Below are 21,361 nucleotides of genomic sequence, written 5' to 3'. Positions count from 1 at the left end.
GAAAAAATCTCTTTACTTTGGTGTCAAACGGGAGTATGATCTCTTTTATAAAAGACCAATCGCTGAATCATTTCGATGAGCGGGGGAACCAATTGTGGTATAACACACCACGTGGGGTGAATCCTTTTAAGGTAGGGCAAAGTCTCATGCGCCCGAATCCGTCAGCTAACCTCGTAAGCGTTAAAGAGAGCAAAGACCAACCTGTGATCTAAAGAATAGGCACAGGGGCATTCTATTGCCTCTGTGTCTTTTTGGCGATCCATCTTTTGTAATGAAATCGTTTGACACTAAAGGAGCGGGCAACACATGTACAGTTTGTTGAAGCGTATTTTAATTGGTAAACCATTAAAATCACAGGCAGCAGGAGAACAAAAACTATCAAAAATCAAAGCTTTGGCATTATTGTCATCAGACGCATTGTCGTCAGTTGCATACGGTACAGAACAAATTTTGATTGTTCTATCAGTTGTCAGTGCGGCAGCGTTTTGGTACTCTCTCCCGATTGCAGGTTGTGTATTAATTCTTTTAATGGCGTTAATTTTATCTTACCGCCAGATTATTTATGCTTATTCAGAAGGCGGCGGGGCATATGTCGTCTCAAGCAGAAACTTAGGTGAAAAACCAGGGCTGGTCGCTGGTGGATCATTGCTGGTAGATTATATTTTAACAGTAGCAGTGAGCATTTCAGCGGGTACCGATGCCATCACATCGGCTTTTCCAGCACTATATCCATATCATGTCATGATTTCAATCGTATTGGTCTTATTGATTATGGTGCTAAACCTTCGTGGATTGACAGAATCGGCATCTATATTGGCTTATCCTGTTTATCTATTTGTATTTTCACTGCTCATTTTAATTGGAGTCGGCGGCTTTAAACTATTAACAGGGCAAGTACCGCCAGCACCTGAGCATACAGCATTTGGTACACACGTACCTGGCATTACGTTATTTCTTTTATTAAAAGCATTTTCATCTGGCTGTTCTGCTTTGACTGGAGTTGAAGCTATTTCAAATACGATTCCGTCCTTTAAAAAACCAGCTGCACAAAATGCAGCAAGAACTTTATTGATGATGGGGGGATTACTGGCCGTTCTATTTGTCGGTGTGACATTGCTTGCGTTTGGTTTTGGCATCTCACCAAAACCAGAAGAAACGGTTGTGTCACAAATTGCATCAGACACATTTGGACGGACATTCTTTTATTATGTCATTCAGGCTGTTACAGCGTTAATTTTGATATTAGCGGCAAATACAGGATTTTCAGCCTTTCCATTATTGGCTGTCAACTTAGCAAAAGATAAATACATGCCGCGCATGTTTACCGTAAGAGGAGATCGGCTTGGTTATTCCAATGGCATTATCTTTTTAGGTGTAGCCTCCATGCTGCTCATTTGGTTATTTGATGGGAAAACGGAACACCTAATCCCGCTATATGCTGTCGGTGTGTTTATTCCATTTACTTTGTCTCAGACAGGTATGTGTGTAAAGTGGATTCGAGAAAAACCACAGGGCTGGAAAACGAAAATGCCAATCAATATAGTGGGAGCACTGATTTCGTTTACAGTTCTCATGATTCTCATTTTGACCAAGTTCCATCTTGTATGGCCTGTATTTGTTTTCATGCCAATCGTTCTATTTATTTTTCATTCTATTAAGAAACATTATGTGTCTGTTGGAGAACAATTACGTTTATTGAATGAAACCGAGCCTGTCGACATCAAAGGAAATGTGGTCATCGTCCCAATAGCAGGTGTCACACGTGTCGTTGAACAATCTATTCAATATGCAAAATCCTTATCAGAGCAAGTCATCGCAGTTCACGTATCCTTTGATAAAGAGAGAGACAAAAAGATTGAAGCAGATTGGGAAAAACTGAATAGTGATGTGCGTCTTGTGATTTTGCATTCGTCTTATCGAAGTCTCATTCACCCGCTTGATAAATTTCTTGAAACGATTGAGGCGAAAGCAAATGCGCATCAATATAGAGTGATGGTGCTCGTGCCTCAATTTATCCCGAAAAAAAGATGGCATGCCATTTTGCACAATCAATCTGCTTTTTTATTAAGATTCCGTTTATTATGGAAGCGGGATATTGTGGTCGCCACCCTTCCTTATCATTTTAAAAAGTAACAAGAGCAAGTTGAAACGTTTGATCAACACATGGCAGTGGTATGGAGAAAGAAAAAAGGAGTTTTCTCACATGCCGCAAAGAACCGCAGGAAAAGAAGTAACAGCGCTGCTAGAAGAGTGGGGCGTGAAACATATTTATGGAATGCCCGGCGACAGCATAAACGAATTGATCGAAGAACTTAGGCATGAATCAAGCCGAATTCAATTTATCCAAACAAGACATGAAGAAGTGGCAGCACTTTCAGCAGCGGCTGATGCAAAACTAACTGGTAAACTCGGTGTTTGTTTATCAATTGCTGGTCCAGGTGCTGTCCACTTATTAAATGGACTATACGATGCAAAAGCAGACGGTGCACCTGTTTTAGCGATTGCAGGGCAGGTTGCATCAACCGAAGTAGGCAGAGATGCTTTTCAAGAAATCAAATTAGAGCGGATGTTTGATGATGTTGCTGTCTTTAATCAGCAGGTACAAACAGCAGAAGCTTTGCCTGACTTATTGAATCAAGCCATCAAAGCAGCTTATACCCATAAAGGTGTGGCCGTTCTCACTGTATCAGATGATTTGTTTTCTCAAAAAATTAAGCGTAAACCTATTTATACATCTCCTCTTTATGTAGAGGGAGAAGTTCGGCCGAAGAAAGATCAATTGCTAAAGGCTGCTCAGCTCATTAACAATGCGAAGAAGCCAGTCATCTTAGCAGGGAAAGGATTACGAAAAGCAAAAGAAGAGCTTCTTTCATTTGCAGAAAAGGCAGCTGCACCAATCGTCATTACACTTCCTGCAAAAGGTGTTGTTCCAGACAGGCATCCATACTTTTTAGGGAATCTAGGTCAGATTGGTACGAAGCCGGCATATGAAGCGATGGAAGAATGTGATTTATTAATCATGCTAGGAACCTCCTTTCCATATAGGGATTACTTACCGGAAGACACACCTGCCATTCAATTGGATATCAAACCGGATCAAATCGGTAAAAGATATCCGGTAGAAGTGGGAATCGTAAGTGACAGTAAGAACGGTCTGCACGAACTAACCTCCTATATTGAATATAAAGAACAGCGAGGTTTCCTTGAAGCTTGTACAGAGCATATGATGAAGTGGCGAGAAGAAATGGATAAAGAAAAATCCGTTGCCACATCACCACTTAAACCGCAGCAAGTGATCGCTAGACTAGAAGAAGCAGTCGAAGACGATGCCATTCTTTCAGTTGATGTCGGTAATGTGACTGTATGGATGGCGCGTCATTTTGAAATGAAAAAACAGGATTTCATTATCTCCAGCTGGCTGGCCACAATGGGCTGTGGTTTACCTGGGGCGATATCCGCTAAATTAAATGAACCGAACCGCCAAGCCATTGCTGTCTGTGGGGACGGGGGCTTCACAATGGTCATGCAAGACTTTGTAACAGCTGTAAAATATAAACTGCCGATCGTTGTCGTCATCTTAAACAACAACAACCTTGGAATGATTGAATATGAACAACAGGTAAAAGGAAACATCAATTACGGTATAGAGCTAGAAGATATCGATTTTGCAAAATTTGCAGAAGCATGCGGCGGCCAAGGAATCTCAGTATCATCACATGAAGAACTAGCACCAGCCTTTGATCAAGCGCTTCAAGCAGATAAACCTGTGATCATTGATGTTGCAGTGACCAATGAGCCGCCATTACCTGGGAAAATTACGTACACACAAGCAGCAGGATTTAGTAAATACTTGTTGAAAAAATTCTTTGAAAAAGGTGAGATGGATATTCCTCCACTTAAGAAAAGTCTAAAACGCTTTTTCTAAACCAAATGTAGTCGGTCCTCTAAAAAGGGGGACTGACTTTTTTATATTGAACAGAGAAAATCATTTCAATTGTCACTTGTTTTCTTCCATATGAAAATATCCGAAAGATATTTTTGTAACTTAAAGCCTATTTTTCCAATTCGTCGAGAAAGGTAAAATAGACTTTATGATCAATAATGGAGGGAGTGGCTTCTTCTGGGCAAGATACTTGATGCAAAAGCACTAACCAGTGCCATGGATACAAGGGCAAAACACTATCAGGCACTCCGCGAACACATGGTAGATTTAAAAAAGGCGCTACAAGGCGTGGCAAACCTCGGTGATGATTTCACTGGGAAAGGTGCCGATAACATTAAAAGTTTCTATAAAGAGCTGGCTGGAAATGTGGACATGTTTATCAGCTTCATTGATAAGCAAAAAGCCTTTCATGAAGGGGTTTCAGGTACACTGGATGATACGAGCTTTGGCGGCGACACTTTTGTAGAAGAACACTTTTTAGACAATGCTGTACATATGGGTATCAAAAACGCTAAAAGCATTGTAAAAGATCAAAAAAAGGCACTGAAAACCATTTTTCAAGACATTGATGACCTCATTTCTTTGGAGGTATTTGATAGCCAAACCTTTGATGAAAAGATCGCAGATGCGGAAGACGAGCGAAAAAAGACAGTGAAAGACCTAAGAGAGCTTGATCAAAATCTAAAAGATGAATATGCTTTGTCAGAGACGGAGCAGCAGGCTACAATGGCATTGTACGCTGAAATGATGAATGCCACAAATGACGGAAAAGCCATTTCGCCTATGAATTTTGACAAGAAAGCGTATCAAAATAGTGAAATCTACAAGGCAAAAAGCGATATTGAAAAGCAAACTTCTGAATATCTCAAAATCAAAAAAGAACAACAAGAAGCTCGTGAGATCGCAAAGGAACAAGAAGCCCTTGCCAACCGTCCTTGGTATGAAAAAGCACTCGATTATGGCGGAAATATCGTCAACGAGCTGACCGGCGTAAACGATGCAAAACGTGCCGCAACAGGCGTTGACCCGATCACAGGTGAAGAACTCACCGCAGGCCAGCGAGTCGCTGCAGGAGGCATGGCAGCAGCCGGCTACATCCCAATCGTCGGCTGGGCAGGTCGCATTTTCAAAGGCGGAAAGGCTGTCTATAAAGCCACCCAAGCCACATCAGCTGCAGTCAGAGCAGTCGACATCTACAAGATGTCACAAAAATCTTTTGACGCCCTGAAAACATCTCAAAAAGGCTTATATGGCCTCACCGCCACAAACGGCTTCAGCGAAGCGATCACGGGTCGAGATATGTTCGGAAATAAGATCTCGAAGGAACAACAGGAAGCGAGTATGAATGCGGCGCTGGGGATGCTTTTGCCGTTTGGGGCGAAAGGAGTTAAAAGTAGTTTAGGTTCCATTAAAAAGCCTCAGTATATACCAAAAGATGTTAATGGTAAAAATGCGAGTCTGCCAAAATACGAGAATGGGAAGCTAGTCAATGGAACAGTCCATAAACCAGATTCACAGTTTCCTCATACTCAAATTGGTTATAGGAAAGGGCGTAAAGAGGGGTACATTCAAACCCTCGAATGGGGAAAAGATGGTACGCCGATACAAAGAACAGATTGGACGAATCATGGTAGAGGTGATCACACAAATCCTCACTCTCATCCTGCGGTATTTAAGGATGGGTCATGGAGTTTTAAAGAATAATTTGGAGGAGATTTGAATGGGTGTAAAAGAATCAGAATTTCTATTAAAAATAAGAGGTATGGAATATTTTAATGATGAGTTATCTTGCTTAGGTGATCAGCTTGCTAAGATTCTATTTTGTATAAAGGAATTGAAACAGGATTATAAATGGTATGTATTTGATGTCTTTGGCTCAACTCATTCTTCTCTTTTTGAGTTATTTCCAGACAAAGATCTGATTGCAATGTCAACAGATAAATTAATAGATAGTGTAAGACAAGTGGTTCAATTTGAATCAGGTGTCTTTATAGGATTTCAAAAAGGTTTACAGATTGAATGGGATTTGAATTCAATGCCAGAAACAGAAGAAGATGAGGGTATTCAACACTCTTTAGCTGATATTGAAATACGAGCATTCGATTTTTCTTATTTTGAAGTTTATGGTAATGATATAAAGATTAAGGAACATTTGGTTCTTAATCTCAATAAATAAGAGGATTATGATACTTTATTAGGTATAAATGTATCTTAAAAGTCTTATTACAATAACCACTTAAAAGCCAATTAATCACAACAAAAAAGGGGAATAAACCATGCTATGGGTTTTCACACAAAACGAGCAAAGTCTAATCCATGTCCATGAAATCACAGTAAGCGGCAAAAAAATTGAAGGAATGATCTTGGGAAGTACATCTTGGGCAAAGACTCTCGGTAAGTATGACTCAAATGAACGCGCAGCAGCAATCCTTCAAGACATTGTGAAGGTGATTGAAGAAAATCAAAATGGCACGATGACCTATCGAATGCCTCAGCAGTAAAAAGAAACCACCTTTCCATCGGGACTGACCCCCGTTTTTGAGACAGGGATCAAAACACCTTTACGAAACAGCCAGTTGCCGAAACTCTTTTGGTGACTGGTTGTTTAATTTCAATTGAATTCGGATATTGTTATAATAATCAATATACTCCCTGACTGTTTTTTCTACAATGGCTGTTGTAGTGTTTGTCAGGTGGTGGAGATAGAATCCTTCTGATTTTAAACTTGAGTGGAAGGATTCGATGGGGGCATTATCAGCGGGCATTCCCTTACGGGACATGCTCATGGTAATGCCTTTTTCCTTTATCTCCTTTTGATAAGCATAAGAAGTGTAGACCGAACCTTGATCACTATGAAGTACGCAGCCTTTAGGCAGTGTCTTTAACTGCTTCAATGTATCTAAAACAAGAGAAACATCCTGTTTATCACCAATCGTATAAGCCACAATCTCACTTGTATATAAATCTTTTATGCTGGATAGATAAAGCATTTTTTGCCCAAATGGCAAATACGTGATATCTGTCACCAGTTTTTCAAGTGGCTTTGTCGCAGAAAAATCTCGTTTTAAGTGATTTTCTGCAATGTAATAGGGTTGACCGGTCTGTTTACGCTTTTTCACTTTCACACGACACTGCAAACCGTAGGTTTGCATCATTCGTTGTACTCTCTTATGGTTGATCTTCATTTCTTTGCGTAGAAGAGCCGTTATTTTACGATACCTATACGTATACTTGTGCAACTTACAAAGTGTTGAAATAAGCTTGATTAACCCATGTTGCTTTGAGTGATGATGATCTTGTTTTTTCCAACGATAAAATGTTGATTTAGCCACTTCAAATAGCAGACAGAATTCACTGACACTCACTTTATCTTTTACCGTTTCGTAGATCGACACGAGTGCTTCTTTTTCCACCACCTTTCCCATTCTCGGTACTTTTTTAATATGTCTATTTGTTGATTTAGATAGCGATTTTCTGTTTTCAATCTCTCGTTTTCATCTTGGTATTCAGGTCCTTTACCGTATGAATACTGCTTTCCAACAGGTTGATGAAACCGGTGGGTTTCACCATTGTGATACCATTTCATCCAAGTTTTCACTTGTGTTTTATTCTTAATTCCTAGCTTGTCCATGATTTCTTTTGTTGAGACTCCTGCCAACTTCATCTGAACCGCCTCTTCTTTTACACTTGCGGGGTAACTGACTCTTGTTCCCATACAAAAAACACCTCCAAATTGTTTTCAGATATGATATACCCGATTTTCAACTTAAAGGTGTTTTTATTTGTCTCACTTTATGGGGTCAGTCCCCATCCGAGAAAAGGTGGTTTTGTTTATGATGGTGTTTTCGTAAAGGCTAAGAATAATGGAATGCCTGTGCCGACAAGTGTTGTGGCAAATAGGAACATACCGCAAATGAATAGAAAATGACTGGCTGAAAAGACAAGTGCCAGAATTAGAAAAACGATGCTGAGTCCGATCATGCTGTAAGATGGGACAAAACGGCGTTTGTATGTGGCTTTCTTTGTTAAGAATGAGAAGAAAATGCCAAATAATAAAGGGACAATCCATAAGTAAAATAAAATAATAAGAGACATACATCATACCTCGATTTTTCCTTCTATTTTATCAGATGCCGGTCACAACGGATACTGCAAAGCTTCACTTTGTAAAATAGTTCATGCAATCGACACAATTACGTGGGCTGGTTCATCGAATGTGTTTTCTGCTGCATATACTCAGGCTGCAAAAGTGCATAGACACAATGATCCGTAAAGCGGTCGCCCAGCCATTCACATTGCTTTAAAATGCCTTCAAGCGAAAAAGATAATCGCTCTGCGATGCGTCTGCTTTTCATGTTGTCGACAGCTGCTCTAATTTCAATGCGGTGCAGGCGGCATTCTTCAAATAAATAGTGAATGACGGCTTGGCATGCTTTTGTCATGATGCCCTTTCCTTGATAGCCTTCTCCGAGCCAATAACCAATGGAAACGGTGCGGTTGATCCATTGAATTTGATGGGTGCCAATGATGCCGACGAGTTCCCCATGAAACCATATACCAGCTTGGAAGCCATTGTTTTGCAAGGCTTGCTGCATGGCGCTTTGAATGAACGCCAGGCTGTCTTCCTCTGTCTGCGTTGAATCCACCCAGAGCATCCATTCCCGTAAGTGCTCTCTGGAACGATGGATGAGTACATACAGACTTCTGGCGTCTCTTGGCTCAAGCAGCCTCATAGATATGTCTTGATCCTGATAAAAAAACATGTGCTCACGTCCTCTCTAGGGAAATTCTACCATAGATAAATAGAAAGAAAAAGACAGGATCATGACTTTCCTTTACATAAACGTATCCACAATTAAAAACAGATTGAGTGCGACAACAAGAGCCGCTATTACCCACGATATTCCTGTTACCCAGCGAGCATTCGTTAAATCACCCATAATTCGTTTTTTACTTGTAAACAAAATGAGCGGAATTAAAGCAAAGGCTATACCAAAGGATAAGACCACTTGACTCATCACAAGCGCAGATGTCGGGTTTACTCCGGATGCAATGATCGCAATAGGAGGAATGATGGTAATCAGACGGCGTACATACAGCGGGATTCGGTATTGAATAAAACCCTGCATGATAATATCGCCTGACAGTGTACCGACAGAAGAACTGGAAAGTCCCGCTACAAGCAGACCTACACCAAATAAGATGGCTGACACAGGACCTGCAAGTGTTCCAAAATGCTGAAATGCTACATCCAGATCCTCAACAAAGAGACCATTTTTATAAAACAAAGCAGCTGCTACAATCAACATGCTGGCATTGATGGCTCCAGCGACTAACATTGCAATGAGGATGTCTAAAAACTCAAAGCGGAAAATCTGTTTTTTCTCTTTTTCTGTTCTGCCGACGACTCTTCTTTGAGTTAAAGCTGAATGCAGATAAATTGCGTGCGGCATCACAGTGGCGCCCAAAATCCCAGCAGCAAGCAGGACACTATCTGCGCCATCAAATCTTGGCATCAACAGTCCGCCTGCGACACTTGCGATATCAGGTTTGGCGACAAAAGTTTGCACAGCGAATGCTATCACTACAATAAACAGCATGCCAGTAATCCCTGCTTCCAATGCTCGATATCCGCGTCTTTGAAGCTCTAAAATCGCAAATGATCCGATGGCTGCAATGATGGATGCTTCAAGCAGCGGGATCCGAAAGAGCAAGTATAAACCAAGAGCCGCGCCGATAAATTCGGCTAAATCTGTGGCGATAATGACGAGCTCACCCTGAATCCATAACCCAATAGAGACGGGTTTCGGAAACTCTTCACGAGCGATTTCAGGTAAATTTTTACCTGTTGCGATTCCAAGCTTTGCAGACAAAGACTGGATGAGCAAAGCCATGAGATTCGATATGAGAATGACCCATAAAAGAAGGTAACCATATTTTGAGCCAGCCGCAATGTTGGTCGCAAAGTTCCCTGGATCAATATATGCAATGGCAGCGATAAAAGCAGGTCCTAGAAAAGGAAGAAGCCTTCTAAATCCTTTGACCTTTCCTTCAAGTGCACGCTCTGCGGCCACTGACATGTGTGCCTGTGCCTCGATGTATTTGTTTGTCATATGTCATCACCTAGATTCTAAAAGTTTTGCTTCGGCACAAAAAGTTTCCTTGATGCAATTTTTAATCATCATATGCCCATCTTCATGAAAAGTCAACTATCTGAACTAATAGGTTTGTTTATCATATGTAAGTGAAAAAAATAGATACCTTGTCAATCAATACATAAAAAAACACCGCCCCTTAGGCGGTGCCAGCGTGTAGACAAACCCTCGCATTCTCCCGCAGTCCTGCGTGCCGGTGCTCACGAATCTTAAATTCGCTCCGCGCCGGTACTCGTCCTTCCTAGACTGCAAAGGTTTTCAGATCACGCTGAAAAGAAGACAAAGGGCTAAAATCAAGATCATTTTAGCCCTTTGTTAACAATCTGACACCGCCTCTTAGGCGGTGCCCCTCTGCTTCCTCTTATTCCGTTTTTTAAGAAACCCTTGATCCCACACTGCGGAAGATCAGGCTTAAAATAATAACAAATATAGCTGCTCCTAAGATCGCTGGAATGATCGCAAAGCCTGCCAGACTAGGACCCCATGTTCCAAGTAATCCATGACCAATCCAAGCACCTGCAAGCCCGGCAATCATTGAGCCGATCCAGCCTCCAGGTACACTGCCTCCAGCGAGTGCACTCCCAATGAGACCAATAACAATCGCTACAACTAATGAAATCAGAAATCCTAACATGTTGATCACTCCTCTTTTGTTTGGTTTATTAAGCAATAACCGTTTTAAAGGGGATTAAAACCTTTCGGAACCGCTTCAATGTTTGATACGTATTATCGACAAGGATTGTGTATAATAACAGTCAAACACAGAACGGCATCTAAGGAGGCACATGGCATGGAGGAAAGAGAGTGGTTAAACGCACAATTAAAGGAGATTGAAAAATGGGAGAAAGACCAGCAGAAGGTGTGGTTTTGGGAGAAACTCAGCCGGCTTCCATTTCAAATGCTGGACAAGCTGACTCCTGCCTTTATTCAAAAGAAAATCGGTGTGTTATTAGATGAAATGGGGCATTACATTCAATCAGGCGGTGTTTATTTGACCTCAGAAAAAGGCATTATTCATCAATTCCAAACGAAATGTGCCGATGAATCCATTCAGCGCATAGAAGATATTGAAAAAGCGCCTATTGAAATCATGGATGCCATTAGTGAGCAAATGGGGAAAAATAGAACGAATCTTGCCACGGTGCAAGGGGCAACAACAGGTGTTGGCGGCATGTTTACACTAGCTGCAGATATACCTGCTGTGCTTGGACTCTCTCTAAAAACATTACAGGATATTGCCGTCACCTATGGCTATGATCCGAAAAACAAGGAAGAACGGGTATTTATCATGAAATGTTTACAGCTGAACTCTGCTGACGTCGTTGGAAAAAAGTCTATATTAAAAGAGCTTATGAGCTATCATGCATCAGAAGGGAAGCACGAAAACATGATTTCCCAAATTCAAGGATGGCGTGAGGTTGTGTATAACTATAGAGATTCGTTTGGCTGGAAGAAGCTGTTTCAGCTTGTTCCGATTGCGGGGATTTTGTTTGGCGCAGCGTCCAACCGCTCACAGTTAAAAGGAATTGCCGAAACAGGCATCATGCAATATCGAAAGCGCAGAATATTAACAAGATTAGAAGAGCTCTCGCAGCAAGAACAGCGTGACTCAGACGCATAAAAAATCCCTTTCTCGAAGGGATTTTTTATTTGGTCTCAACACCTTCTTCTACCGAATGAATCGGAGAAGATTCATATCGTGTCCGGAGCTCCTTGATTTGTTTGATCAAGGTAGAACCAATGGTTTTTTCGGCTTCATCGTACAACGGATCAAGTGCTTTCATCCATTTTTGCCGCTCTGCTGATGTTAATTCGTGGATTGCAATCGGAGATTCCCGTTTAATGTCCTCCAGCTGATCTTTATTCATCTGCTCTGCATGTTTTTCATTCCAAACGGTTGTTTCTTCCATCGCTTCAAGCAAGATTCGCTTCGTTTCAGGTGTCTGGCGATCAAAAAATGATTGATCTGTTAAGACAACATACCCTAAATACCCGTGATTACTGATCGTCATATAGTCTTGTATATGATAGAATTTTTTTGAATAAATATTTGAAATTGTATTTTCTTCACCGTCTACTTTTTTGGATTCTAACAGTTGAAACGTTGAATTAAACGATTCCTGATACGGTTTTGCGCCTAGAAGTTTGAATTGTTTTTCAATCATGTCACTTTGCATAATGCGGAGAGATTGGTTTTTTAAATCACTAGGCTGCTTGATTGGACCTTTATTAGAGGTGATTTGCTTAAAGCCATTTGTCCAGTAGGCCATCCCTTTTAATCCGTCTTTTTGCAACGTGCCGAACAATCTCTGACCAATTGCACCATGTAAGCCTTCTTGAACAGCATCATAGTTAGAAAAGGCAAAGGGAAGATCAAGTGCCATCCATTCAGGAGACAGCATGCCCAGCTTTGACGTAGACGGAGCGATAAATTGAACTTGATTCTCTTTTAGTGCATTAATTTCTTCGATATCGGAATAAAGGCTTCCGTTTGAAAAAATTTGAATGCTGATTCTGCCATCGGATTTCTCTTGAACGAGCTCAGCAAATTTCTTGGCAGCCAGTCCTTTCGGTGTGTTGTCTGCCACAACATGGCTAAATTTGAACACAAGCTGATCCTTCAGCCCTGTCTGTTCATCATCGAATATCGTTGTTGATTTTGGCATCATATGATAAAAACCAAAGTATAAAGCGGTTACAAAACCGATGATCAGTAATAGCGTATAGGCGAGTAAATTCTTCATGCGTCAGATCCCCCTTATGTCAAGCATACTTGACAGAGGAAGAATTCGTAAAGATACAGGTGAAAAAATGATGAGAAATCGACTGAAATTACAACAATTATCTATCAGATGGAAGCTCACCATCCTCACATATTTCGTTGTCATTTTCGCCCTTTTAATCGGAGGAATTGTGCTTGTTGGGGGAATCCAGCAAACGGAGGAACGAGAACTTCGAAAAAGGCTCATGAACACAGCAAGAACTGTGGCTGAGATGAATGAGGTGAAGCAGGCGTTAGCTGATCAGGCAAAGGAACGTTCTCGATTACAGCATGCGATTGAAGAGATTCGTATTATTCAAGATGCTGACTACATTGTCGTCATGGATATGGATCACGTGCGATTGACGCATCCAGTGAAAACAAGAATAGGCCAGCGCTCAGAGGGGGCGGATGAAGAACCGGCTTTTGCAGAGCATATTTATTTCTCAGAAGCACAGGGAGAGCTGGGGACTGCCATTAGAGCGTTTTATCCAGTAAAGGATGAAAAGTTTAACCAAACAGGGGTTGTACTAGTAGGAAGAACACTGCCAAGCATGGCAGATATATTAGAAGAAATGAAGCAGGATATCCTCATGATCCTGCTGCTGACGCTCAGCTTTGGGCTTGTGGGCTCATTTTTGCTCGCCCGTCATATTAAACAGCAAATGTTTAAGCTGGAGCCGCATGAGATTGTCAGAATGCTAGAGGAACGCACCGCTACCTTTCACTCGATTAATGAAGGAGTCATTGCCATTGATAATCAGCATATGATCACCATTTTTAATGAAAAGGCGAAGCAAATTTTCGGTGTGACAGGTGATGTCGTGGGCCGGAATATTTGGAATGTGCTGCCTGACACAAGGCTTCCTGAGATTATTGATCGGGCAGAACCAGTCTACAATGAAGAAATTCATATGAGCGGAAAGCGGATTATGAGCAGCCGGATCCCGATTGTGATGAAAAAGAAAATCATCGGAGCAGTTGCGATTTTTCAGGATCGGACAGAGGCGGCCAAATTGGCGGAGGAATTAACAGGGGTGAAGAACTTCGTTGATGGCCTGCGGGTGCAAAATCATGAACATATGAATAAGCTTCATACAATTGCGGGATTAATTCAGCTGGGGAAAGCCGATCAGGCCCTCGACCTTGCGTTTCAAACGACGGAAGAACAGGAACATGTAACAGACTTTCTTCACCGCGTCATTCAGCACGATGCAGTCGCTGGTCTTTTGATGAGCAAGATCAGAAGGGGTAAGGAGCTTGGGATAAAAGTCGAAGTAGATGAAAACAGCCGTCTGCGCGATTTTCCAGAGCGACTGGATCAGCATGATATGACGAAGCTGCTTGGCAACCTGATCGAAAACGCCTTTGCTTCGTATGATACGGTAGAAAGAGACACGAAACTCATTTCAATTAGTATTGATCAAACGGAGGATGTTCTTGCGATCTTAATTGAAGATCATGGCTCTGGAATAGAAGAGGACATGATTCCTCATATTTTCGATAAAGGCTTTACTCACGGAAAAGAAGGCGGAACAGGCTATGGGCTGTATATTGTAAAAACGATTATCGACAAAGGGATGGGAAATGTAGAAGTCACATCAAGCATCGGCATTGGTACCACCTTCTCAATCGAATTCCCAATGACAATAGAGGAGAGAGACAGATGACTCAGATTAAGGTGCTATTAATTGAAGATGACCCGATGGTGCAAGAAGTGAATAAAGAGTTCATTATGAGTGTCCCTGGCTTTCAAGTTGCGGCGGTAGCAGGGAATGGCGAGCAGGGCATGCAGCTCATCAAAGAGATTCGGCCAGATCTTGTTGTGCTTGATGTTTATATGCCAAAAAAGGATGGTGTCAAAACGCTGCAAGACATCAGAAGGCAAAAGATGCAGGTGGATGTGATTGTGATTTCTGCAGCGAAGGACAAAGAGACGATCGGCATCATGCTTCAAAATGGCGCACGAGATTATATTATCAAACCGTTCAAGTTTGAACGAATGAAAGAATCTCTTGAAAGCTATAAAGCGTTTAAATCAAAAATTCGTACAGCAGCAGAATTTTCTCAAGAGATGCTGGATGATATCATACGAAAGCCTGCTGTTAAGCAGGAAGATACATGGCTTCCTAAGGGGCTGAATGTGCATACGATGAATGAAATCAAGGCCTATATGGGTTTACAAGAAGGCGCGCAGTCTGCAGAGGAAGTCGCCAATGCACTTGGCATTGCCCGTGTCACTGCACGCCGTTATTTAGACTTCCTTGTGAAAGAAGGCGAGCTGAAATTAGATATGCAATATGGCGGCGTGGGACGGCCTGTGAATAAATATATCGTACATTCAGACTAAGAGACCAAAAAGACCAAAATGTACGATATGTTCATAAGCTTCACAGCTTTTGATGAAATCGCTATCATTTATCTACAGATAACAGTTAAGCGTTTTACATCAAAGGTGAGGGAGTTGATTTTTTATGAAAAGGCTTTTGAAGAACCTGACATTTCAGGTGATTGCAGCTGTCATTATCGGGATCATTGTCGGGATGGTTTGGCCAAACGTCGGGAAAGAAATGAAGCCGTTAGGTGATACATTTATTAATGCCGTCAAAATGGTGATCGCACCAATTATTTTCTTAACCATCGTTCTTGGGATTGCCAAGATGGGGGATATGAAAAAAGTTGGTAAAGTTGGAGGAAAAGCATTTATCTATTTTGAGGTTGTCACGACGCTTGCGCTTGTCATCGGACTTTTTGTTGTCAATATTATGAAGCCGGGAGCGGGTCTTGACTATAGTAAGCTTGAAAAAGGGGATGTCTCGCAGTATACCCAAAATGGGGGACAGGGTATTGACTGGATGGAATTTGTCACCCACATCGTGCCATCTAACATGGTAGATGCCTTTGCAAAAGGAGATATTTTACAGGTCTTGTTCTTCTCTATTTTATTCGGTGTTGCGCTTGCTGCACTTGGTGATAAGGGGAAAGGAATCATCGAATGGCTCGATAAGTTGTCACTTGTCTTCTTTAAAATTATCGGATACATCATGCGTGCCGCGCCTTTAGGTGCATTTGGGGCAATGGCTTATACGATCGGACACTTTGGTTTGTCTTCGATTAGACCGCTTGCGAGTCTGATGCTTTCCGTTTATATGACGATGTTCTTGTTCATATTCGTTGTGCTGAATATCATTTGTAAAATGTATGGCTTTAGCCTGTTCGGTTATCTCCGATTTATCAAGGATGAGATACTCATTGTCCTTGGCACAAGTTCTTCAGAATCCGTACTGCCAAGAATGATGGATAAAATGGAACGCTACGGGTGCTCCAAGTCAGTTGTTGGACTTGTCATTCCGACAGGCTATTCCTTTAACTTAGATGGAACCTCAATCTACTTGTCTATGGCCGTTGTTTTCTTAGCGCAAGTGTTTGGGGTGGATCTATCCATTGGACAGCAGATCACCATTATTCTCGTTCTGATGCTCACATCAAAGGGAGCAGCTGGGGTCACAGGAAGCGGATTTATCGTGCTGGCTTCTACACTCGCTGCACTTCAGGTTATCCCGCTAGAGGGTCTTGCACTGCTGCTTGGGGTCGACCGATTTATGAGTGAAGGAAGAGCGATTACGAACCTGATTGGAAATGGAATTGCCACAATTGTTGTAGCGAAGAGTGAAGGGGAATTTGACGAAGCAAAGAGTAAAACAGCCCTTCAAGAAATGCGCAATATGAAGCAAGCTGTTTAGTATAAACACAACTCAAAACCGAAACCTTATGTTTTTCATGAGGTTCGGTTTTTTTCTTGTGATGAAAAGAAAAAACATGAAAGCTAGATAAAATTAGACCGAATCGTAAGACCTCATTGACCTTTTGTTATATAATTTACAGAAAGATCCGATATAATGAATATGAGATCCAATGAAAAATAGACTTTAGTCCTGGCAGGTGTGTAACGTATGGCGGCATTTTTAAAATTGTTCGAAAAACCTGGTGTTAAGAGGTTTTCAGTATTTGTAGTATTAGCCACAGTATTATATCTATTAAGAGGAATGATGAATTTAATCCTCCTGACCTTCATCTTCACCTTTTTGATGAACCGGTTAGAAGAGGTCATTAGAGGTTTTTTAAATCGCTTCCTGAAAATAGGACAGAAATCAGTCATTACCATTTTGTACATTCTCTTAGCTGGAGGATTGACGTTTGGCGGATTTGTATTTGTGCCAATTATCGCCAAACAAGTGGAGCAGTTATTTCATTTAGGGAAGAAAATTGCAGATCACCCACAAGATTTACCCTTCTTTGATGTCATCACCAACGTGTTCGGAGATTTCAAAATATCTTCTTTCTTCGAGAAAGGGTTTAATTTCCTCTATACATACTTAACAGATTTCAGCACGTTCAGTATCCAGGTCATTATGTCCTTAATATTAAGCATGTTCTTCCTGTTCGAAAAGGAACGCCTTATTCAATTCATGAATAAGTTCAAAACGAGTAAAATCTCCGTGTTCTATCATGAAATTGCCTTCTTTGGACGTAAGTTTTCCAGAACGTTTGGAAAGGTGCTTGAAGCACAATTCATCATTGCAACGGTTAACTGTGTCTTAACAACCATTGCGCTTGGCATTATGGGCTTCCCGCAATTATTTGGACTAGCGGTCATGGTCTTTTTGTTAGGCTTGATTCCTGTAGCGGGTGTGGTCATCTCCCTTATTCCACTTAGCATCATTGCGTATACACTTGGAGGCGGGGTGTACGTCCTTTATATTGTGCTGGTCATTGTGATTATCCATGCAATTGAAGCGTACTTCCTAAATCCAAAGCTCATGTCAGCTAAAACAGAACTCCCTATTTTCTTCACATTTATTGTGCTGATCTTCTCTGAACACTATATTGGCATTTGGGGACTTATTATCGGTATCCCAATCTTTGTGTTTATTTTAGATATTCTTGAGGTCACAAATAAGGAAGAAAGTAATTAAAAAGTTCATATGAACCTGTTTACAACTTTCCGAAAATAAGGTATAAATGGTATGAAAATATCATATTACCACACGCTTAATCCTTCTAAAGGAATGGGGGACCCATGTTTTTGGGGTGAATTTTTCTTTCATGAGAAAAAAGGACATCTCTTCGTCCTAACCCGTCAGCTAACCTCATCAGCGTGAAGAGAGTAAACAGTGGTACACGTATGGACACGCAGGCCCACGAGAAGACTCTCTCGTGGGCTTTTTTGACGAGGAAGGGGAGATTTTATTGAAGCTGGCGACGAAAATTATTATTGCCTTGTTTGTAGGTGCAATCACAGGATTAATACTCAACATTTTTGCTCCAAATGTATTCAAAGTGTTAGACCCTTATCTATTTACACCTCTAGGTCAAATCTTTTTAAACCTAATTAAAATGTTAGTTGTGCCGATTGTCTTCTTCTCGATCACACTTGGTGTAGCAGGCCTTGGCGATCCGAAAAAGCTTGGCAGAATTGGTGCAAAAACCATTACTTACTTTCTACTCACGACGACTTTTGCCATCATTATTGGCATTACATTGGCCTTACTCATTAAGCCGGGCGCGTTCGGCAATTTTGATACGAAAGCGGCTGATTATTCCGCAGAGGAAGCCCCATCAATGGCAGACACACTACTCAACATTATTCCAACCAATCCAGTCCAATCTTTAGTTGAAGGAGATATGCTTCAAATTATCGTCTTCTGTGTATTTTTAGGCCTTGGCATTGCCATGCTCGGTAAAAAAACGGAAGGCTTGCTGAAACTGTTTGAACAAGGAAATGAATTAATGATGTATCTTGTCGGTGTTGTGATGAAATTCGCACCGTATGGGACATTTGGTTTGATCGCAACGGCGATCGGCAGTCAGGGGCTGGATGCCATGAAAGCGATGGGACTCTACTTCTCGGTCGTTTTAATTGCGCTCATCCTGCATTTCTTCCTGACATACGGCACAACTGTTGCTGTTTTAGCTAAACGAAATCCAATGGCATTTTTCAAAGGGTTTTCTCCAGCAATGGTTGTGGCATTTAGTACATCAAGCAGTAACGCAGTCTTGCCGATATCAATGGAAACAGCTCAAAAGCGTTTAAAGGTGCCAGAGCCTATTTCAAGCTTTGTTCAGCCGCTGGGTGCAACCATTAATATGGATGGTACAGCGATCATGCAAGGGGTAGCAACCATTTTTATCGCACAAGTGTATGGGGTTGAATTGACGCTTGTTCAAATGCTGACTGTTGTCTTAACCGCTGTATTAGCAAGTATCGGTACAGCAGGTGTCCCAGGGGTAGGGCTCATCATGCTAGCCATGGTTTTAAATTCGGTGAATCTTCCTGTTGAGGGTATAGCGCTTATCCTGGGCATAGACCGCTTATTAGACATGGCAAGAACTGTAGTTAATATTACAGGTGACGCAGCATGTGCGGTCATTGTTACTGAAACCGAAAAGAAGCATGAGAAGGAAGCACCAACACCTCACTTATCACTGTAATAAGCAAGAAGGGCTGACTGGATCAGCCCTTTCAGCGTGCAGACAAACCCTCGCATTCTTTGTCAGTCCTGCGTGCCGGTGCTCACGAATGTCAAATTCGCTCCGCGCCGGTACTCGTCCTTCCTAGACTGCAAAGGTTTTCAGGTCACGCTGAAAAGAAGACAAAGGGCTAAAATAAAGATCATTTTAGCCCTTTGTCAGTAATCTGTAAGGGCTGACTGGATCAGCCCTTTTTTTCATGGGAAGGCTTGTCTAGCGTGATATACTTTTTACAGGATGAGCGGTCCTAGCTGCCGCCGTAGGCTTTACATCAGAAGGAGGAACTACTTTGCAGTCTGCTGTTCTAAAAGTAGAGAAAGTCGATAAACGAATTGGCCGTCATATGATCTTGCAAGATATTTCGTTTGAAATTGGACAAGGAGAGATTGTCGGTTTACTTGGGCCAAATGGGTCTGGAAAAACGACCTTAATAAAACTGATTGTCGGTTTGATGAAAAAAAACAACGGACGAATCATGATCAATGGGTATTCTCAAGATGACGAATTTGTCAAATCGTTGTCATCTGTTGGTGCTATCATAGAAAACCCTGAATTTTATACATATTTAACAGGCTTTGAAAACCTTGAATTGTATGCGGCCATGCATGATGAGGTTTCCGATCAGCGCATTCATGAAGTAGTGAAAAGAGTACGACTGGAGCACGCCATTCATCAGAAGGTTAAAACGTATTCCTTAGGGATGAAACAAAGGCTTGGGATCGCACAAGCCATTTTGCATCAGCCCCATCTGCTCATTTTAGATGAACCGACAAATGGACTTGATCCTGCAGGAATGAAGGAATTCAGAGAGCACTTGCAAACACTTGTACAAGAAGAAGGTACCTCTGTGTTATTTGCTACGCATCTATTGCATGAGGTCGAGGAGCTTTGTGACCGCATGATGATCATTCAAAAAGGAAAGATCAAAGTCAATGCCAATCTTCGAGATATGGATGGCAAAGAGCAGGTTCTGATGAATATTCAGCCAATTGAAAAGGCCGTTTCATGGCTCGACACTCATGGACATACATATGAACAAAATGGTCAGCATGTGCTGCTTCAACTAAACAAAGAACGTGTGCCAGAGCTCAATAAACAGCTAGTTTTGGCAGGGTTTGATGTACTTGAAATAACGCCTCAAAAACAATCGATTGAAGAGGCTTTTATGAAATGGACGGAAGGCGGGACAGCAGATGCTTCAACTCATCAAGAATGAGCATAAAAAAATCATGAGACAAAAGATCACATTCATTGCACTTGGATTGATTACTGTCTTTCAATTGACAATGGCGCTAACGTTGAAACGAGTCATATCCGGCTTTGGTGGGCAAGACACAGTCGCAAATTATTTTGCCTATTCAACGAATGTCGTATTTATTTTACAAGTGCTCGCTGTCGTCATTGGCGCCACACTGATCTCAACAGAGTTTCAAAAAAGGACGATTAAATTCTTATTGATCCGGCCAAAGACAAGGCTGCAGATTTTTCTAGCGAAATACATGACACTTGTGCTGACGGTTATTTACCTGTTTGTTTTTTATTATGTACTAGCGTTCCTTTTTGGCCTTATTTTCTTTGGGACTGATTTTGATGAAAGTACCGGGCGGTTATTTCAGCATACATTTGCGGTCATTGGATCTCAGTGGGTGGAAGTGGTCATGATGGCAAGCTTCGCTTTTATGTGTTCCAGTCTGTTTAGAAACAGCCTGATTGCGCTTGTGATTTCATTTTTTGTTTTATATGCGGCGAAATCACTTGTGCCGATTATGTCTCTGTTAGAAAATCAGTGGGGGAAAATCCTGCTTTTCGCCAATACGGACTTTACACAGTACAGTTTTCAAGGCCCGCCGCCTTTCCAAGGCATGAGTCCGTTATTTTCGCTATTCATTGTGGGGGCGCATTTTGTTTTCTTTGTTGGCACGGCTTGGCTCCTTTTTTGGAAGCGTGATGTAAATGTGTAAAAAATGTGTC

19 protein-coding genes and 2 riboswitches are annotated in these 21,361 nt (G+C 41.6%); of the genes, 13 read left to right on the top strand and 6 right to left on the bottom strand.

Going from position 1 to position 21,361, the window contains the following annotated elements; all coding sequences use genetic code 11:
* Window positions 1–50 precede the first annotated feature (50 nt).
* Window positions 51–195, top strand: a riboswitch (cyclic di-AMP (ydaO/yuaA leader).
* Window positions 196–306: 111 nt separating this feature from the next.
* From GPA07_RS17155 to GPA07_RS17135, 5 genes are all read left to right on the top strand, one after another.
* On the top strand, window positions 307–2,133 hold the full coding sequence (locus tag GPA07_RS17155) for an APC family permease (protein ID WP_157293035.1): 1,827 nt from the start codon (window positions 307–309) through the stop codon (window positions 2,131–2,133).
* Window positions 2,134–2,203: 70 nt separating this feature from the next.
* Window positions 2,204–3,925 carry a pyruvate oxidase gene (locus GPA07_RS17150; protein WP_157293034.1) on the top strand — a complete coding sequence of 574 codons (1,722 nt, stop codon included), beginning with the start codon at window positions 2,204–2,206 and terminating at the stop codon, window positions 3,923–3,925.
* A gap of 234 nt (window positions 3,926–4,159) precedes the next feature.
* Window positions 4,160–5,647, top strand: coding sequence for a ribonuclease YeeF family protein (locus GPA07_RS17145; protein ID WP_232532071.1), 1,488 nt, complete (start codon window positions 4,160–4,162; stop codon window positions 5,645–5,647).
* A 16-nt stretch (window positions 5,648–5,663) separates the two neighbouring features.
* On the top strand, window positions 5,664–6,119 hold the full coding sequence (locus GPA07_RS17140) for a hypothetical protein (protein WP_008362193.1): 456 nt from the start codon (window positions 5,664–5,666) through the stop codon (window positions 6,117–6,119).
* A 100-nt stretch (window positions 6,120–6,219) separates the two neighbouring features.
* Window positions 6,220–6,444 carry a hypothetical protein gene (locus tag GPA07_RS17135; protein WP_157293033.1) on the top strand — a complete coding sequence of 75 codons (225 nt, stop codon included), beginning with the start codon at window positions 6,220–6,222 and terminating at the stop codon, window positions 6,442–6,444.
* A 60-nt stretch (window positions 6,445–6,504) separates the two neighbouring features.
* Here the strand turns inward: GPA07_RS17135 and GPA07_RS17130 are convergent.
* The 5 genes from GPA07_RS17130 to GPA07_RS17110 all read right to left on the bottom strand — a co-directional run bounded on the left by GPA07_RS17130 (window position 6,505) and on the right by GPA07_RS17110 (window position 10,732).
* Window positions 6,505–7,658 (bottom strand): IS3 family transposase gene (locus GPA07_RS17130; RefSeq protein WP_157293032.1). Its coding sequence is split into 2 segments (ribosomal slippage): window positions 6,505–7,385 and window positions 7,385–7,658, totalling 1,155 coding nucleotides; the frame shifts between segments, so codons are not numbered across the junction.
* A gap of 116 nt (window positions 7,659–7,774) precedes the next feature.
* Window positions 7,775–8,038 carry a hypothetical protein gene (locus GPA07_RS17125; RefSeq protein ID WP_008362189.1) on the bottom strand — a complete coding sequence of 88 codons (264 nt, stop codon included), beginning with the start codon at window positions 8,036–8,038 and terminating at the stop codon, window positions 7,775–7,777.
* A gap of 98 nt (window positions 8,039–8,136) precedes the next feature.
* Window positions 8,137–8,706, bottom strand: coding sequence for a GNAT family N-acetyltransferase (locus GPA07_RS17120; RefSeq protein ID WP_071168052.1), 570 nt, complete (start codon window positions 8,704–8,706; stop codon window positions 8,137–8,139).
* Window positions 8,707–8,778: 72 nt separating this feature from the next.
* Window positions 8,779–10,056, bottom strand: a complete 1,278-nt coding sequence (locus GPA07_RS17115) for an Nramp family divalent metal transporter (RefSeq protein WP_157293031.1) — start codon at window positions 10,054–10,056, stop codon at window positions 8,779–8,781.
* 415 nt (window positions 10,057–10,471) lie between these two features.
* Window positions 10,472–10,732 carry a GlsB/YeaQ/YmgE family stress response membrane protein gene (locus tag GPA07_RS17110; protein WP_003214275.1) on the bottom strand — a complete coding sequence of 87 codons (261 nt, stop codon included), beginning with the start codon at window positions 10,730–10,732 and terminating at the stop codon, window positions 10,472–10,474.
* A 156-nt stretch (window positions 10,733–10,888) separates the two neighbouring features.
* Between GPA07_RS17110 and GPA07_RS17105 the strand changes: the two genes are divergently transcribed.
* A complete protein-coding gene (locus tag GPA07_RS17105; RefSeq protein ID WP_157293030.1) occupies window positions 10,889–11,719 on the top strand; it encodes an EcsC family protein in 831 nt (276 codons plus the stop codon).
* Between the two features lie 25 nt (window positions 11,720–11,744).
* Here GPA07_RS17105 and GPA07_RS17100 read toward each other — a convergent pair whose 3' ends face one another.
* On the bottom strand, window positions 11,745–12,842 hold the full coding sequence (locus GPA07_RS17100) for a DctP family TRAP transporter solute-binding subunit (RefSeq protein WP_157293029.1): 1,098 nt from the start codon (window positions 12,840–12,842) through the stop codon (window positions 11,745–11,747).
* 67 nt (window positions 12,843–12,909) lie between these two features.
* Between GPA07_RS17100 and GPA07_RS17095 the strand changes: the two genes are divergently transcribed.
* From GPA07_RS17095 to GPA07_RS17065, 7 genes are all read left to right on the top strand, one after another.
* Complete coding sequence (locus GPA07_RS17095; protein WP_442859321.1) at window positions 12,910–14,529, top strand: ATP-binding protein; 1,620 nt, start codon at window positions 12,910–12,912, stop codon at window positions 14,527–14,529.
* The gene (locus GPA07_RS17090; RefSeq protein ID WP_157293027.1) at window positions 14,526–15,209 is read left to right on the top strand and encodes a response regulator; all 684 of its coding nucleotides are present in this window, start codon (window positions 14,526–14,528) and stop codon (window positions 15,207–15,209) included. Before GPA07_RS17095 ends, GPA07_RS17090 begins: the two co-directional genes overlap by 4 nt.
* A 124-nt stretch (window positions 15,210–15,333) precedes the next feature.
* On the top strand, window positions 15,334–16,602 hold the full coding sequence (gene dctP, locus GPA07_RS17085; protein WP_008361851.1) for a C4-dicarboxylate transporter DctP: 1,269 nt from the start codon (window positions 15,334–15,336) through the stop codon (window positions 16,600–16,602).
* Window positions 16,603–16,812: 210 nt separating this feature from the next.
* Entirely contained in the window at window positions 16,813–17,835 is a 1,023-nt protein-coding gene (locus tag GPA07_RS17080) for an AI-2E family transporter (RefSeq protein ID WP_008361852.1), read from the top strand.
* A gap of 63 nt (window positions 17,836–17,898) precedes the next feature.
* Window positions 17,899–18,032: riboswitch (cyclic di-AMP (ydaO/yuaA leader) on the top strand.
* A 77-nt stretch (window positions 18,033–18,109) separates the two neighbouring features.
* Complete coding sequence (locus GPA07_RS17075) at window positions 18,110–19,351, top strand: dicarboxylate/amino acid:cation symporter (protein WP_034739976.1); 1,242 nt, start codon at window positions 18,110–18,112, stop codon at window positions 19,349–19,351.
* A gap of 328 nt (window positions 19,352–19,679) precedes the next feature.
* On the top strand, window positions 19,680–20,606 hold the full coding sequence (locus GPA07_RS17070; RefSeq protein WP_071168050.1) for an ABC transporter ATP-binding protein: 927 nt from the start codon (window positions 19,680–19,682) through the stop codon (window positions 20,604–20,606).
* Window positions 20,584–21,351, top strand: coding sequence for an ABC transporter permease (locus tag GPA07_RS17065; protein ID WP_008359526.1), 768 nt, complete (start codon window positions 20,584–20,586; stop codon window positions 21,349–21,351). Before GPA07_RS17070 ends, GPA07_RS17065 begins: the two co-directional genes overlap by 23 nt.
* Window positions 21,352–21,361 lie beyond the last annotated feature (10 nt).

Source organism: Bacillus sp. ms-22 (genome assembly GCF_009759805.1).
In the GTDB taxonomy this organism is placed as follows: domain Bacteria; phylum Bacillota; class Bacilli; order Bacillales; family Bacillaceae; genus Bacillus; species Bacillus xiamenensis.
The sequence above is the reverse complement of the archived record's forward strand: the minus strand, read 5'-3'. Positions and strand labels throughout refer to the sequence as shown.

Bases quoted from the DNA above. Each gene is read 5' to 3' on its own strand.
- GPA07_RS17155 (WP_157293035.1), top strand. From the start codon at position 307: ATGTACAGTTTGTTGAAGCGTATTTTAATTGGTAAACCATTAAAATCA.
- GPA07_RS17150 (WP_157293034.1), top strand. From the start codon at position 2,204: ATGCCGCAAAGAACCGCAGGAAAAGAAGTAACAGCGCTGCTAGAAGAG.
- GPA07_RS17145 (WP_232532071.1), top strand. From the start codon at position 4,160: ATGGATACAAGGGCAAAACACTATCAGGCACTCCGCGAACACATGGTA.
- GPA07_RS17140 (WP_008362193.1), top strand. From the start codon at position 5,664: ATGGGTGTAAAAGAATCAGAATTTCTATTAAAAATAAGAGGTATGGAA.
- GPA07_RS17135 (WP_157293033.1), top strand. From the start codon at position 6,220: ATGCTATGGGTTTTCACACAAAACGAGCAAAGTCTAATCCATGTCCAT.
- GPA07_RS17125 (WP_008362189.1), bottom strand. From the start codon at position 8,038: ATGTCTCTTATTATTTTATTTTACTTATGGATTGTCCCTTTATTATTT.
- GPA07_RS17120 (WP_071168052.1), bottom strand. From the start codon at position 8,706: ATGTTTTTTTATCAGGATCAAGACATATCTATGAGGCTGCTTGAGCCA.
- GPA07_RS17115 (WP_157293031.1), bottom strand. From the start codon at position 10,056: ATGACAAACAAATACATCGAGGCACAGGCACACATGTCAGTGGCCGCA.
- GPA07_RS17110 (WP_003214275.1), bottom strand. From the start codon at position 10,732: ATGTTAGGATTTCTGATTTCATTAGTTGTAGCGATTGTTATTGGTCTC.
- GPA07_RS17105 (WP_157293030.1), top strand. From the start codon at position 10,889: ATGGAGGAAAGAGAGTGGTTAAACGCACAATTAAAGGAGATTGAAAAA.
- GPA07_RS17100 (WP_157293029.1), bottom strand. From the start codon at position 12,842: ATGAAGAATTTACTCGCCTATACGCTATTACTGATCATCGGTTTTGTA.
- GPA07_RS17095 (WP_442859321.1), top strand. From the start codon at position 12,910: ATGATGAGAAATCGACTGAAATTACAACAATTATCTATCAGATGGAAG.
- GPA07_RS17090 (WP_157293027.1), top strand. From the start codon at position 14,526: ATGACTCAGATTAAGGTGCTATTAATTGAAGATGACCCGATGGTGCAA.
- dctP (WP_008361851.1), top strand. From the start codon at position 15,334: ATGAAAAGGCTTTTGAAGAACCTGACATTTCAGGTGATTGCAGCTGTC.
- GPA07_RS17080 (WP_008361852.1), top strand. From the start codon at position 16,813: ATGGCGGCATTTTTAAAATTGTTCGAAAAACCTGGTGTTAAGAGGTTT.
- GPA07_RS17065 (WP_008359526.1), top strand. From the start codon at position 20,584: ATGCTTCAACTCATCAAGAATGAGCATAAAAAAATCATGAGACAAAAG.